21 protein-coding genes are annotated in these 12,967 nt (G+C 65.7%); all 21 read left to right on the top strand.

Annotated elements, in window-relative coordinates; genetic code table 11:
- The first annotated feature begins 55 nt into the window (after nt 1–55).
- The 21 genes from J2S32_RS04305 (at nt 56) to J2S32_RS04405 (ending at nt 12,967) form a co-directional block, all read left to right on the top strand.
- A complete protein-coding gene (locus J2S32_RS04305) occupies nt 56–559 on the top strand; it encodes a head completion/stabilization protein (RefSeq protein ID WP_253516857.1) in 504 nt (167 codons plus the stop codon).
- Nucleotides 559–738 carry a hypothetical protein gene (locus tag J2S32_RS04310; RefSeq protein ID WP_253516860.1) on the top strand — a complete coding sequence of 60 codons (180 nt, stop codon included), beginning with the start codon at nt 559–561 and terminating at the stop codon, nt 736–738. The genes J2S32_RS04305 and J2S32_RS04310 overlap by 1 nt, the downstream gene beginning before the upstream one ends.
- Complete coding sequence (locus tag J2S32_RS04315) at nt 735–944, top strand: tail protein X (protein WP_253516866.1); 210 nt, start codon at nt 735–737, stop codon at nt 942–944. The genes J2S32_RS04310 and J2S32_RS04315 overlap by 4 nt, the downstream gene beginning before the upstream one ends.
- Nucleotides 945–947: 3 nt before the next feature.
- Entirely contained in the window at nt 948–1,421 is a 474-nt protein-coding gene (locus J2S32_RS04320; protein WP_253516869.1) for a phage tail protein, read from the top strand.
- Nucleotides 1,421–1,909, top strand: coding sequence for a phage virion morphogenesis protein (locus J2S32_RS04325; protein WP_253516871.1), 489 nt, complete (start codon nt 1,421–1,423; stop codon nt 1,907–1,909). Before J2S32_RS04320 ends, J2S32_RS04325 begins: the two co-directional genes overlap by 1 nt.
- Before the next feature lie 93 nt (nt 1,910–2,002).
- Nucleotides 2,003–2,911: a baseplate assembly protein gene (locus tag J2S32_RS04330; protein WP_253516873.1), complete on the top strand. Its 909-nt coding sequence runs from the start codon at nt 2,003–2,005 to the stop codon at nt 2,909–2,911.
- Complete coding sequence (locus tag J2S32_RS04335; protein WP_253516876.1) at nt 2,908–3,543, top strand: phage tail protein I; 636 nt, start codon at nt 2,908–2,910, stop codon at nt 3,541–3,543. Before J2S32_RS04330 ends, J2S32_RS04335 begins: the two co-directional genes overlap by 4 nt.
- Nucleotides 3,543–4,553 (top strand): gp53-like domain-containing protein, encoded by a 1,011-nt coding sequence (locus J2S32_RS04340; RefSeq protein ID WP_253516879.1) that lies wholly within the window; start codon nt 3,543–3,545, stop codon nt 4,551–4,553. Before J2S32_RS04335 ends, J2S32_RS04340 begins: the two co-directional genes overlap by 1 nt.
- A 5-nt stretch (nt 4,554–4,558) precedes the next feature.
- Complete coding sequence (locus J2S32_RS04345; RefSeq protein ID WP_253516882.1) at nt 4,559–4,999, top strand: hypothetical protein; 441 nt, start codon at nt 4,559–4,561, stop codon at nt 4,997–4,999.
- Entirely contained in the window at nt 4,996–6,816 is a 1,821-nt protein-coding gene (locus J2S32_RS04350) for a hypothetical protein (protein ID WP_253516885.1), read from the top strand. The genes J2S32_RS04345 and J2S32_RS04350 overlap by 4 nt, the downstream gene beginning before the upstream one ends.
- Before the next feature lie 16 nt (nt 6,817–6,832).
- Nucleotides 6,833–7,642, top strand: a complete 810-nt coding sequence (locus J2S32_RS04355) for a hypothetical protein (protein ID WP_253516887.1) — start codon at nt 6,833–6,835, stop codon at nt 7,640–7,642.
- Nucleotides 7,643–7,717: 75 nt separating this feature from the next.
- Nucleotides 7,718–8,092, top strand: a complete 375-nt coding sequence (locus J2S32_RS04360) for a hypothetical protein (RefSeq protein WP_253516890.1) — start codon at nt 7,718–7,720, stop codon at nt 8,090–8,092.
- Entirely contained in the window at nt 8,092–8,385 is a 294-nt protein-coding gene (locus J2S32_RS04365) for a hypothetical protein (protein WP_253516893.1), read from the top strand. Before J2S32_RS04360 ends, J2S32_RS04365 begins: the two co-directional genes overlap by 1 nt.
- Nucleotides 8,382–8,891 (top strand): M23 family metallopeptidase, encoded by a 510-nt coding sequence (locus J2S32_RS04370; protein WP_253516897.1) that lies wholly within the window; start codon nt 8,382–8,384, stop codon nt 8,889–8,891. Before J2S32_RS04365 ends, J2S32_RS04370 begins: the two co-directional genes overlap by 4 nt.
- On the top strand, nt 8,888–9,496 hold the full coding sequence (locus tag J2S32_RS04375) for a hypothetical protein (protein ID WP_253516902.1): 609 nt from the start codon (nt 8,888–8,890) through the stop codon (nt 9,494–9,496). Before J2S32_RS04370 ends, J2S32_RS04375 begins: the two co-directional genes overlap by 4 nt.
- Nucleotides 9,493–10,098: a phage baseplate assembly protein V gene (locus tag J2S32_RS04380; RefSeq protein ID WP_253516905.1), complete on the top strand. Its 606-nt coding sequence runs from the start codon at nt 9,493–9,495 to the stop codon at nt 10,096–10,098. Before J2S32_RS04375 ends, J2S32_RS04380 begins: the two co-directional genes overlap by 4 nt.
- A gap of 82 nt (nt 10,099–10,180) precedes the next feature.
- Entirely contained in the window at nt 10,181–10,561 is a 381-nt protein-coding gene (locus J2S32_RS04385) for a GPW/gp25 family protein (protein ID WP_253516914.1), read from the top strand.
- A 13-nt stretch (nt 10,562–10,574) separates the two neighbouring features.
- On the top strand, nt 10,575–11,765 hold the full coding sequence (locus tag J2S32_RS04390; protein WP_253516917.1) for a phage tail sheath subtilisin-like domain-containing protein: 1,191 nt from the start codon (nt 10,575–10,577) through the stop codon (nt 11,763–11,765).
- Nucleotides 11,766–11,814: 49 nt separating this feature from the next.
- Nucleotides 11,815–12,324 (top strand): phage major tail tube protein, encoded by a 510-nt coding sequence (locus J2S32_RS04395; RefSeq protein ID WP_253516919.1) that lies wholly within the window; start codon nt 11,815–11,817, stop codon nt 12,322–12,324.
- 161 nt (nt 12,325–12,485) lie between these two features.
- Complete coding sequence (locus tag J2S32_RS04400; RefSeq protein WP_253516921.1) at nt 12,486–12,842, top strand: phage tail assembly protein; 357 nt, start codon at nt 12,486–12,488, stop codon at nt 12,840–12,842.
- The gene (locus tag J2S32_RS04405; RefSeq protein WP_253516922.1) at nt 12,842–12,967 is read left to right on the top strand and encodes a GpE family phage tail protein; all 126 of its coding nucleotides are present in this window, start codon (nt 12,842–12,844) and stop codon (nt 12,965–12,967) included. Before J2S32_RS04400 ends, J2S32_RS04405 begins: the two co-directional genes overlap by 1 nt.

Raw genomic sequence — 12,967 nt, forward strand, 5'->3', positions numbered from 1 at the left:
ACATGCGGCCTGATGCAGTGAAGCGTCGGGCCGTTCAAAAGGTCAGGAAACCAGCATGGCAGGACTAACAGCGCCAGCAGACAATCACACTAGCGAGGGCCGGGTTATCGAGGCCGATGGCTGGTTTCCTGGCATCGACACCGCCGCAATTCGCGCGGCCATCCGCCTGGGCGATGGCGCGATCGGCGACGAACGCCTGGCGGCGGCGATCGAAGGCGGCATCATCGCCGGCCTGCGCGCGCTGTCGGCCTGGCGCAGCGCCCGCGCCGCCGAAGGAATCCCCGACCTCGCCGATGTCGCGCCTGAAGACCAGGTCAACGGCAAGCCGCGCGCGGTCCTGATCTGGCAGCGCATCGTCGGTTTCTACACCGCTGCCGAACTGGCCGACACGCATCTGGACGTTAGCGCCACCGACGAAGCGCTGGACCGCGACAGCGAAAAGCGCGACGCCGCCGACGATTATCGGCGCAAGGCATTCGAAGCGGTCGCCGATCTGCAGGGCATCGGCCTGGCCGAAGGCGCCCCGGCCCCTGGCCGCAACCGCGTGGCGCTGATCTGATGCGCCTGTTGCGCGACATCGGCCTGGCGCTGAAGCTGCTACTGACCGGCCTGCTGGTGGCGCTTGTCGGGATCTGTGTGTCGCTGGTCATCGGCATCGTCGAAGGGGGCAAGATGCTGGCCGGCTTCGCCTGTTTCATCGCCTCTTGCGTTGCCGACGACTGGAAGGGCCGCCGATGATCGCCACCGCCCAGGCCGGCGAAACGGTCGACGCGATCTGCTGGCGCGTCCTGGGCCGGACCGCAGGCGTTACCGAACAGGTCTTCGAACTCAACCCAGGGCTGGCGGACCTGGGCGCGCAGCTGCCTGGCGGGACGAACGTTACCCTGCCGGACCTCGCCGCAACCGCGCTTCCGGCGCGGCAAATCGTCAAGCTGTGGGATTGATCGATGCAGAAGCCCACCTCCCTTCGCAAAGCCCTGGAAGCCGCGCTGGAAGAACTGCGCATCGATCCGACGCGCCTGGCGCTCTGGGTCGAAGATGGCGCGGTTCGCTCGCGTTCGACCGGCGACCTGTCCTTCAGCTTCGAATATCCGCTGTCGGTCCTGCTGCGCGACATGAAGACCGACATCGCGCTGGTCACGCTCGCCATCACCCGCTGGCTGCATGTCCACCAGCCCAACCTGCTGGCGGGCGGCAGCGGCGACAGCTTCAAGTTCGAAACCGACATCCTGGACAATGAAAAGGCCGACATCCTGGTCACGCTGCAGCTGACCGAACCGGTCAAGGTCACGCCCAAGGAAGGCGGCGGCTTCGATCTGGAATATCTGGCAGAACCCGACCCGCTGTTCGCCAGCGACGCCGGCTTCGCCGAAACCGCCGCGCCCCCGCTGCAGACTGCCGACACCATCGTCGCCGACTGATGGCTGATGGCTATGACAGCGAAGCCCTGGCCGCGCTCGACAGCTGGCTGGGGCGCGTCCTGCAGGGACTGTCGCCAGGGCAGCGCCGCCGCGCGGCGACGAAGCTTGGCCAAGCGCTGCGCCGGTCGAACCTCAAGCGCATTACGCAAAACACCGAGCCCGATGGCGGCAGCATGGAAGAACGCAAGCCGCGCCTGGACCGGCGCGGGCGCGTTCGCCGCAAGGCCGGTGGGCGCATGTTCCGCAAGCTGCGCCTGGCGCGCTTCTGGCGCATCGACGCGCGGCCCGACAGCGTCGAAATCATGCCGCACGGCAGCGACAAGCTTGCAGCCCAACACCACTTCGGCAAAAAGGGCTTCGTCGGGCGCGCGCCGGACGGGTCGAAGACCTTTGCCCGCTATCCCCAGCGCCGCCTGCTGGGCTTTTCCGATAGCGATCGCGACCTGGCGATCGACATCGCCGCGCAGCTGGTCGACCAGCGCCGCTAGATTGCCCGCCGGACCTGCGCGCAGCACGGTCGAAGACGCTTCCACCGCCCCCGCCCCTATGCGCGCGCGGAACAGGTCGGGCATCTGGTCCGCATGTCGGCATCCTCGTCAATCGCAACGTCAACCGCAGTCGAACTGTCGCGCCTGCCGCCGCCCGATGTCGTCGAAGCGCTCGAGTTCGAAACGATCTTTGCGGCGCGCCTGGCCGAATTCCAGGCCAACTATCCCGACCATGACGCGCTGGTCGAAAGCGATCCTGTCTTCAAGCTGCTGGAAGTCGGCGCATATCAGGAACTGGTGCTGCGCCAGCGAATAAACGAAGCCGCGCGCGCCTGCATGGTCGCTTATTCGCTGGGTAGCGATCTGGACAATCTCGCCGCAGTCTTCGGCGTCACGCGCCTGGTCGTCACCCCGGCGGACGAACAGACCGCCACGCCGGCAGTCATGGAAGCCGACGAAGCGCTGCGCCGCCGCGTCCTGCTTGCCGCCGATGCCTATTCCGTCGCCGGCCCGACCGCGGCCTATATTTTCCACGCGCTGACCGCGTCGGGCGAAGTCTTCGATGCTTCGGCCATCAGTCCCGCGCCAGGCGAAGTCCTGGTCACGGTCCTGTCGACCCAGGGGACCGGCACCGCATCGCCCGAACTGCTGGCCACGGTCGAAGCCGCAGTCGCCGGTGATACCGTCCGCCCGCTGACCGACCAGGTGACGGTCCAGGGCGCCGACATCGTCGACTTCGCGATCGATGCGCAGCTGACGCTTTACCCTGGACCCGACCGCGCGCTGGTCGAAGCCGCCGCGCGCGCCAGTCTCGCCAAGGAACTGGCCGACCGCCGCCGCCTGGGCCGCGATGTCACCAGGTCGGCGCTCTATCGCGCGCTGCATGTCGGCGGCGTTCATAACGTCGTCATCAATTCGCCCGCCGCGGACATCGTCCTGGATGACACGCAAGCCTGGAATGTCACCGACACCCAGCTGCTGGTTGGGGGCGTCATGCAATGACCTTGCTGCCGCCCCAGGCGTCCAGACTGGAACGCGCGGTCGAAGCCAGCTTTGGCCAGCTGGTCGAAGTTCCCGCGCCGATCCGCGATCAATGGAATCCGGCGACCTGCGCGCCCGAATTGCTCCCCTTCCTCGCCTTCGGCGTGTCAATCGACTTCTGGGATGCCGACTGGACCGAAGCCGAAAAGCGCAGCGCGATCGCCGGCGCGATCGATGCGCAGCGCCGCAAGGGAACGCCCGCCAGCTTGCGCGAAGTCCTGGACCGGTTCGACCCGATGATCGCGTTGGTCGAATGGTTCGAAGACAAGGTCCATCTGGCCCCCTACACCTTCCGCCTGGAACTGCCGACGCGCGCGGAAAGTGCCGTGGTTTACGATGAAGACCTGGTCCTGGCGCTGCTGCGCGACATCGAAGCGGTCAAGCCCCTTCGCGCCCATATGTTCGCTGTCCATCGTCTCGCGGCGAATGCCGACGCCTGGCTGGTCGGCGGCGCGAAAATCGCCGGGTTCGTCCGCGTCGAAGGCTACACCGACCTGACCGTCCCCGCTGACCCAGCCTGGTCAAACTATCTCGAAACCCAGCAAGGCGAGCCCATACGGAGCGCCGAAGGCCCGTTCCTGGAGGTTGCATAATGTCGGATCGGATCGACCTCATCATTACCAGCGCGGGCCTGGCGGCCCTTGTCGACGCTCAAAGCGGCAACACCGATGCTATTCGGGTCGTCGAAGTCGGCCTGACCGAAGCCATCTTCGACCCGGCCCCGACGCTCAATGCACTTCCTGGCGAATTCAAGCGGATCGACAGCTTCGCCGGCGAATCAGTGGCCGAAAACATCATCCACATGACTGGTGTCGACCAAACCACCGACACCTACGATCTGCGCGGGATCGCACTATACCTAGAGGACGGCACCCTGTTCGCCAGCTTCGGCCAGGCGGACCCGATCTTCAGCAAGGTTTCGATCGCCCAGTTCCTGTTCGCCTTCGATGTCCGCTTCAGCGGCGTCGTCTCTGGCGACATCGTCTTCGGCGATGCGACGTTCCTATATCCGCCGGCCAGCGAGACCATCAAGGGCGTGGCCGAACTCGCCACCCAGGACGAAACCGACGCCGGCGACGATGACGAACGCATCGTCACACCGAAAAAGCTGAAGACTGTCATTGATGCAGTTGTCGACGCACTGCAGCAGATGATCGCCACGCTGACCGGGCGCACGATTACCGGCAGCGGCCTGGCCACTGGCGGCGGCAATCTGTCGGCAAACCGGCAGATTACTGTCAGCGCCGCGATCGGCGCGGAAATCGCCGCCGGGACCGAAGCGGGAAAGGCAGTAACCCCGCTAGCGATCGCCAGCGTCCCGCAGACCTTCGGCGGCAATTCCAGCATTCGCGGCCTGGGCGGCTCGATCCTGAAGACCGGGACCGTGAATGTCGGCTTCCCCGGCGGCGGTTCGCACACCTTCGCCACCGCATTCCCCACCGCCTGCGACCGCGTCCTGCTGACGCCGCTAGGCAACCCGGATGGAAGCGATGAAGCCGACGAGCCCTGGTGGGTTGGCAACATGTCCGCTTCGGGCTTCTCGGTCTCGACCGCCAATGACGGCGTGACCGCCAGCTTCGCCTTCCTCGCCATCGGACACTGACCACCATGACTTACTTTTTCAGCCCATCGACCGGCGGTTTCTACACCCGAGAAAGCCACGGCAATGCCGTCCCCGCCGACGCGGTCAAGGTCTCGGTCAAGCGCCATGCTGCACTTATGAAAGCCCAGATGGCGGGCGCGCGCATCGAACCGGATGCCAAGGGCAGGCCGCAGGTCCGCCGCCCCGCGGCGGCCGATCTGCGCGCCGCCCTGGCCCGTGGCATCGCCAGGGAAGCCCGCCGCCGCATCCTCGCCATCAGCCCCGAATGGCGGCAGATGAACGACATCCGCCAGCCCAGCGACGCCGGCGCCGCTCGCTTCGCCGCGATCGATGCAATCCGTTCGGCCAGCGACCGGATCGAAGCCGCGCTGACCGACATCGCCGATGCGGATCTGGACCAATTCCAGATTAGCGAAAATCCGAGCTGGCCGGAGGTCCAACCATGACGAAAATACCCGATCTCGATCTGCTGGCCGGCGCCGACATGGACGGCAGCGAAACCTTCCCGATCGTGAAGGATGCGCAGACCAAGCGCGCGACGATTGCCGGCATCAACGAAGCCGCACTGTCGCAAATGATCGCGCTTTTCCCCCCGATGATCGATCGAACTGCCGGAACGTCCGGCAGTCTGGGGATGACCTTCCTTTTGCCCGATGAAACCTGCATCGGCGCTGCGGTCGTTTTCGGCAACCGTCTGGCTTTTGGGGTCGATGTCGATACCGGCGACGTTTTCCAGGGGAACATCGCATTCGATGACATTCGCCCTCTGCGCTTCGACGCCGATGGCATCCTTCCGCTGCTGTCGGACCCGACCGGCGCGACCCCTCAATTCCTGAAGGATGGTCAGGTCTGGGCGCCATCTGCGCCCGACACGCCTGAAATCGTCATTCGTCCGGTCAATGGCGTCGGTCAGGCATTCCTGCTCGATGATGGCGGCACGGCGGCGCGCCAGGCCACGTTCTCGCAGCTTGGGGTCGTCAGCGCCCGCGTCGATGGCCCTGGTCAGCTGCGGTTCGCGGCTGAAGACATCGGCGGCGGCGTCCATATTCAGACCGCGCCCTTCCTTCACACCCCGCGCGCCGCGCCGGTCAGCTGGGCGCATATCGTCGGCATGGGGCAATCGCTTAGCGTCGGTTACGATTCGACCGGCAGCCAGGAAATTGTCACTGTCAATGAAGCGGCGCCCGACGATGTCTTGATGTTCAACGGCGGCGTCATCCCGCTGCAGGTTTCGCCGACCGGCAGCAACAAGACTGTTGCGCTCAATGCCGCCGAAATCACCTCGCTTGTCGGCGCCAAGGAAGAACAGCGGGGCGGCAGCAACTGGGAAAGCCACCTGTCGACTATGGGCTGGGCAGCTGCCGGCCCCAGCGGCTTCAATTTCGCGCATCCGCTGACTGTTTCCGGTCATGGGTTCGGCGGCACGGCTTATGCGGACATGAAGAAGGGGCAGCAGTCGTTCGCCAACATGCTGGCGGCGGTCCAGGCGCATAGCGACCTGGCGGCGGCGGCGGCGACTTCCGCCTGGGTCCCTTGGCTGGATTGGGTCCATGGCGAAGCCGATGCCGGCGCCACGCAGGCGGCCTATCTGGGCTATCTCAATGAATTGTGCGCCGATGCGAATGCCGACATTCCGGCGATCACCGGCCAGGTCGAACCCGTCCTGATGGTCACGAACCAGATCGGGTCGAATAGCGGAGGCGCTGTTTCGCAAGTTGCGCTTGCGGCGCTTCAGTTCGGCACGGAAAACCCCCTGGGCGTGTGCGCCGGCCCTAAATACATGCTGCCTTTTTCCGATGCCCAGCATCTGCAAAGCGCCTTTTATCGCGTGATGGGCGAGTATCATGCAAAATTCGCGCTCGAGCGCCTGCGCGGCCATGCCGCTTTCCCGCTCCATCTGACCGGCTTCACGCGGGTCGATCCCCGAACGCTGAAGCTGAAGTTCCATGTCCCTGTAGCTCCCATCGCGATCGGCGGCATGGGCTTTGTCACCGACCCTGGAAACTGCGGCATTTCGGTCGACCAGGTCGGCCTGCAGGACATCGCCAGCGTGGAAGTGACAGGGCGCGACGAAATCACCGTTCGGATGGTCGCAGACCTGACTGCCGCCGGCGTCACCGTGGAAATAGCCATGCAGAATTTGGGCGAGCAAGGGCCGCAAACCGGGCCCCGTTCAATCATCCATGACAGCGACAATCGCATCGGCCCTGTCACCGGCACCCGCCTGGTGAACTGGTGCTGTCACTGCCGAGTGTCGGACTAATCGAAAGGAAACATCCATGCCCAAACTCGGTTCTTCGCAGATCATCGACGCGCCCCTGGTAAATGCGGCGCCTGGTCTGCCGATCGTTCCCGAACTGACCGACCACGAATTCCTGGTCGCTCGCACACCCGATGTCGGCCTTTGGGTCGACCCTGCCAACGCGCCCCCCAGCGGGATGCCCCTGCTGCGTGAAAAGCGGTCGGGCCTCAAGCTGGCGCGCTTCGCTGGCGACAAGACCACCACACTCGCGCCGAACATCGCCAACGGCCATCCGGTCATCCGGTTTACCGGCGACAATGCCCAGGGCATCCTGGTCCCTGCCGATTATGTGGTCCCCGCCGCCGCTTACACCCTGATCGCTGTGGTCGCCATTCGCGACTTGACCCAGGCGGCAGTCATCGCGGGCGATCCTTCCGGCACTGCCTCCCCGCGATTTAATTTTGCGCTTCAGGCGGGCGCCGGCAAGGCAGGCATTCGCATCGACCACGGCAACGCTACCGGCGACCGGCTTGTCGTCGACGCCGGCGCCGAAGGTGCGGGCCTGCCGCAAGATACCTTTGCCGTGATTGCCGCATCCGTCGATGGCGCGACCGACAGCGCGCGCTTGTATATGAACGAAACCGAAATTGCAGCGACTGGCAACTTCACCGTCGACAATCCGCGAGAACCGGGCCTGCACCTGGGAACAATCAACGGCAGCAACACCGGCGCCATCGATCTGGCGGAATTCGTCATTCTGCACCGGTCATCGCATGCCGATGCGACCGGCATCGCCAGTCGCATCGCGCTTACCGCTTCGCTGAAGGCGAAGTTCGGAATCGTCTGATGGCAATGTCGGCCAGGCGTTCGGCGATGCTGGCGTCCGCGCCCGTTTCTCCCCCATCCCAAGCGAGGGCAAATTATGGGCTTTGAACTGAAAACGCTGCTGGTCTGGGCCGCGCTCGCGCTGGGCATCACCGCGCCACTTCCCGACCTGGTCGGCGGCATGGTCGTGGGCCTGGCCGCGACCTATGCCGGCTTCCTGGTCACGCCGGCGGAATCGCGCATGACCGTTTGGGCCACTTTGTTCACCGGCCTGATGGTTTGCGTGGTCTTCGCCATAGCGCACCCGCAGCTGCCCTTCGGCCTTACGGATTTGCGCTTGCAGCTGGTCATGGCTGTGGCCGGCTTCACGTCGCGCTGGATTGCCGGCGCGATGGCCAGCTTCGGCAAGGGGGCGGTCGCGCGCGCCGGCAAGATACCTTCCGAACTTCGCCTACCCTGGGGGAAAGACTGATGGACACCATCCACCTGTTGACCGGCCTGGTCGAAATCGCCGTGGCGATCGCCCTTTGGCACCACGCCGCGCCCGCACTGCGCCGCCTGGGAACCTGGCGCGCCTGGATGACCTGGCTGCTGGGCCTTGCCCTCGCCCTGCTTGGGATCGGCCAGATCGATGCCTGGCTGACCGGCCAGACAATCCCCTGGCTGCGCCAGTGCGGCGACATCGCCCTGGTCATCTACGCCGCCTGGCGCTTCGTCCACATCATGCGCCATGTCCCACCCCCGCATTGGAGCGACGCACCATGAACGAAGCAATCACCTGGCCGCTGGTCCGCAACCGCATTCGCCGTGGGATGAATAACCACACCTTCGGCATGGTCCGCCGGAACGCCGATGGCAGTCGCCGCCCGCACCAGGGCTGGGATTTCGAAGCCGACATCGGCGAAACCTGCTTTGCCATCGCCGATGGCACGATCGAACTGGTCCGCAATGGCGGCGCCTATGGCCGGCAGATCATCCTGCGCTTCGCCTTCGACTTCGATGGCGATGGCGATGCCGACACGCTGTTCGCCGCCTATTGCCACCTGTCGCGCGTCGATGTCGCGCAAGGGCAGAAAGTCCGCAAGGGGCAGCCGATCGGCCTGACCGGCGACAGCGGCAACGCCCGCGGCATGGCGCCGGCAGACCGCCACCTGCATTTCGAAATCAGGACTAAGGCGATCGCGGGCCGCGGGCTCGCCAACCGCTTCAGTCCGCTGGCGGTCTTCGGCGAATGCCCGCTGGCGCGCCCGGTAGGGCGGATGGCGGCATGACCGGCTTTCTCGGCGCCCGACATGCCATCAAAGGCACCCTGCTGGCGGGCTGCGCTGGCGCATTCCTGTCGGTGGTGGCCTTCGCCGGCGTCCAGACCGCGCGCCTGGAAGGCTTCCATGTCTGGCCGGTCAGCGTGACGGGCTGGAAGAAAACCGCGCAGGATGCGCAGGCGACAATCGACCGCATCGAACTGGCGCAGATCGAGGCTGCCGAAGCCGCGCGCCTGGCGCGCATCGCCAAAGAAGACGCCTACCGCCAAATTGCCGAAAGGATCGACGACAATGCAAAGCAAAGCCTGGACACGGCACTGGATGCTGCCGATCGCTTTATCGCTGCTGGCGGCCTGCGCGCATCAGCCGCTGGAAGTGCGCCCTGCAGCGCCCGAACCGGCGCCGCGGATTACCCCGCCGCAGATCCTGACCGAACCGGTCGAACGGCCCAGCTGGATGCCGCAGGCGCTGGCGCTGGTGACCTGGGGGCACCCGCCGGCGGGCTCGTTCTGGTCAGCGCTGCCGATGTCCGCATCTGCACCCGCAACACCGTGAAGGCCGAAGCGGGGCGCGACCTCGCGCTGCAGCTGGAACATGCGAGTGCGAACGAATGAGGCTGTTCGACCCGCAGCAAGCATTTGACGAAATACCTGCCGACCTCGCCGCGATGATCCGCGTCGGGACCGTCCTGTCGGTCGACCTGGCCGGCGCGCGTTGCGTTGTCCGCTATGGTGACCCTGAAGGCGAAGACACTGCCGAGACGCCGCCGATCCGCTGGCTGGCGCCGCGCGCCGGACTGACGCGGGTATGGTCGCCGCCCAGCGTGGGCGAACAGGTCTTGCTGCTGGCGCCCGATGGCCAGCTGGGCGCCGCGGTCGCGCTGCTGGGCATCGTCCAGGATGCCTTCCCGCCGCTTGGCAATTCCGAAGCCGAAGCGATCGAATGGGCCGATGGCGCAAAGATCACCTATGACCCGACAGGTCACGCGCTGACCGCCATATTGCCGGCGGACGCCACCGCGGTCATCGAAGCGCTTGGCGGCATCACGCTGCGCGGCAATGTCACCATCGAAGGCGACCTGGCCGTCCAGGGCGCGGTCCAGGTCGACGAAACCTTGACCGCCGCCGAAGACGTGATAGCCGACGAAGTCAGCCTGACCGGCCACAAGCATGGCGGCGTCCAGTCCGGCGGCAGCGAAACCCAGCCACCCAGCTGACCCGACCGGCGGCAACGGTCGAAGCGCCTTTCACCGCTGCCGCCGCTGGCCTTTCGCGCGCGAAAGACCCCATGCCCTGCGCATGATCGGCATCAGCGCCACCACCGGAAAGCGCCTGGAAGGCGAAGCGCATCTGGCGCAATCGATCGGTGACATCCTCTCTACGCCTCTCGGCAGCCGCGTCATGCGCCGCGACTATGGCAGCCTGCTGTTCGAATTGATCGACAAGCCGGTCAACGGCGCCGCGCGAATGCTGATGCACGCCGCCACCGCGATCGCACTACGCCGCTGGGAACCGCGCCTGCGCCTGACGCGCGTCTCGTTACAGGGCGATGCCGCTGCCGGCCAGCTGACCATCCGCATCGAAGGCCAGCGGCTCGACCTGCCGCCGGCGAACTCGCTGACCACCTTGACCATCCCCATCGACACCACCCGCGGGCAACGCGCCCAGGCGGCAAACTGAAGGAACCCGAGACATGGCATTCCACCACGGCCTGACCCTTACCGAATCCGCCGGCGGAGCGCGCGCGCTGGGCGCCATCAGCCTGGCGGTCATCGGCATCGTCGCGACCGCGACCACCAGCGGCGACGCGCAAGCGCAGGCCGACCTGGACGCAGCCTTCCCGCTCGACGAACCGGTCCTTATCACCGGCGGCGTCGACATCGCTTCAGGCAAGGCCGGCGATGGCGGGACGCTTGGGCCGGCGCTGGCCGCGATCGGCGACCAGGCCAGCCCTGTCGTCGTCGTCGTCCGCGTCGCAGAAGGCGCCGACCAGGAAGCCACCGAAGCCAATGTCATCGGCGCAACCGATGGCAATATCTACACCGGCCTGCAGGCGCTGAAGGCCGCCGAAACGAAGGTCGGCGTCAAGCCGCGCATCCTGGGCGCGCCAGGGCTCGACAGCCAACCGGTCGCCGAAGAACTGGTCGCCATCGCCAAGGCGCTGCGCGGCTTCGCCTATGTCGGCGCGAAGGGCGCGGATGGCGTGGCGCCGGCGGACGACATCGACGAAGCGCTGACCTATCGCGACAACTTCGACCATCGCGAACTGATGGTCATCTGGCCGGACACCAGCCAGGGCGGTGGCGACGCCATTGCCCGCGCGCTGGGCCTGCGCGCGCAGATCGATGAATCGACCGGATGGCACAAGACGCTGTCGAACGTCCCGCTGGTCGGCGTCACCGGCCTGGCGCGCGATGTCCACTTCGACCTGGTCGACCCGTCGACCGATGCCGGCGTTCTCAATGCGCAGGAAGTGACCACCATCATCCGCCAGACCGGCTTCCGCTTCTGGGGCAACCGCACCTGCGCCGATCCTGCAGCGCAACCCGAATTCGTCTTCGAAAGCGCGGTCCGCACCAGTCACGCGCTGCAGGACATCTGCGCGCAGATCGTGTCGCCCTTCATCGACAAGCCGATGACCATCGGGCTTATCAAGGACCTTCTGGAAACCGGCAATGCGCGCTTCCGCCAGCTGGCCGCCGAAGGCCAGATCATCGGCGCGGAAATGTTCTTCGACCCCGATGTCAACAGCGCGCAGGAACTGGCTGCCGGTCGCCCGCGCTTCCGCATCGACTTCACGCCCGCGGCGCCGCTCGAGAACCCGAACATCGACCTGGTCATCACCGACTTCTACTATTCGGGCTTCGCCGACCAGCTGATCTAGCGCCGCGACCTCCCACCGCCACCTGACCACCCGCGAAAGGAACCCTGTCATGGGCATCCCCAAGAAACTGAAGAACATGAACGCCCATGTCGATGGCGAAGGCTATCTGGGTAAGATCGCCGAATTCGAAGAACCGAACCTGGCGCTGGCGACCGAAGACTGGCGCGGCGGCGGGATGATCGGGCCGGTCAAGATCGACCTGGGCCTGGAAGGCATGGAAGCGAAGCTGAAAATGGGCGGGCATGAAGCGTCGCTGATTCGCAAGTTCGGCACTACGCGGGTCGACGGCGTCCGCGTCCGCCTGACTGGCGCTTACCAGGCCGACGATGGCACCGCCGCCCAGGCGGTCGAATGCTACATCGGCGCGCGCTTTTCCGAAATCAGCCCAGGCACCGCCAAGCCTGGCGACGACACCGAACACGATTACACGCTGCCGCTCGCCTATTACCGGCGCGAAGTGAACGGTCGCACCGAAGTGGAAATCGACATGGTCAACGGCGTCTTCAAGGTCGACGGTTTCGACCGCTATGCCGAGATCATGGCCATCATCAGCAGCTGACCCGAAGGTTCGCCGGTCGGTCCTTTTGCGGGGCAGCCGATCGGCGGATGCGGGACTGGCCGGCTTGCCTCTCGGTCGCGCCAGTCCCGCCCCAGCGTCCCCGCATAGTCCTGGCCCGATGTCGCTAAGCGGCAGGCCGAAAGCAACAGGAAGTCCCCGCAATGACCGACACCGCCACCGACACCGCCCAGACCGCCCAGACCGCCAAGTTCGAATCGATCGACCTGGTCGCGCCGATCACGCGCGGCGACACCACCATCGCCAAGCTGCAGCTGCGCAAGCCCAAGGCGGGCGAACTGCGCGGCCTCACGCTTTCCGCGATCATGGAAACCGACATCTCGACCACGCTGAAGCTGTTGCCGCGCATCAGCGAGCCGGCGCTGACCGATGAAGAATGCGGCAACCTGGACCCTGCCGATCTGGCCGAGGCTGGCGGGACCATCCGCGGTTTTTTTATGACGAAGGGCGAGAAGGCGCTGATGGAAGCGCTGATGGCCGAGCAACAGTCGAAGACCTGATGGCGGACATCGCGGCCATCTTTCACTGGCCGCTGTCTGACCTGCAGGCGCTGGCGCTTGACGAACTGGCCGACTGGCACCGCCTGGCGATCGACCGGCTGAAGCAAATGAAAGGCGTGAAATAG

This window comes from Qipengyuania citrea, from assembly GCF_024171405.1.
GTDB lineage: Bacteria > Pseudomonadota > Alphaproteobacteria > Sphingomonadales > Sphingomonadaceae > Qipengyuania > Qipengyuania profunda.